The organism is Pseudodesulfovibrio sp. JC047 (genome assembly GCF_010468615.1).
In the GTDB taxonomy this organism is placed as follows: Bacteria; Desulfobacterota; Desulfovibrionia; order Desulfovibrionales; family Desulfovibrionaceae; genus Pseudodesulfovibrio.
In genome coordinates this window covers 1-328 of the sequence record NZ_WUEH01000119.1, presented here as the reverse complement: position 1 = coordinate 328, position 328 = coordinate 1, and the positions used below count along the sequence as shown (strand labels likewise).

1 protein-coding gene is annotated in these 328 nt (G+C 32.0%); it reads right to left on the bottom strand.

The window, feature by feature from the left end; all coding sequences use genetic code 11:
• The coding region (locus tag GO013_RS16840; protein WP_203529724.1) for a hypothetical protein at positions 1-243 on the bottom strand (243 nt) is incomplete at its 3' end.
• Between the last annotated feature and the right edge of the window lie 85 nt (positions 244-328).

The window sequence follows — 328 nt, the reverse complement described above, 5'->3', positions numbered from 1 at the left end:
TTGAACTTCTAGCAATAAATGATTGTCTAACAAAAAATCGGCTTTAGGACTTCTTTTAAAGCTTTCTATGCTCTCAAAATTATCACCACCAAAAAATTTGATGGTTTCTTTTTGTGCGCCAAAAAGACAAGCGATAAAACCCTTAAAAAACTCCGCTACTAAAAACCCACGCATCCAAGAAAAACACACTTCTTCAGGTCTTCTGCCTTGATTATTCAGCTTATAAATAATATGAGTATCCACTATCTTTGAAAACACTCGCTCTATGGAGTTTTTAAAAAAGCATTCCAATTCATACTCATTATATTTAAAACAATAAACACTATTG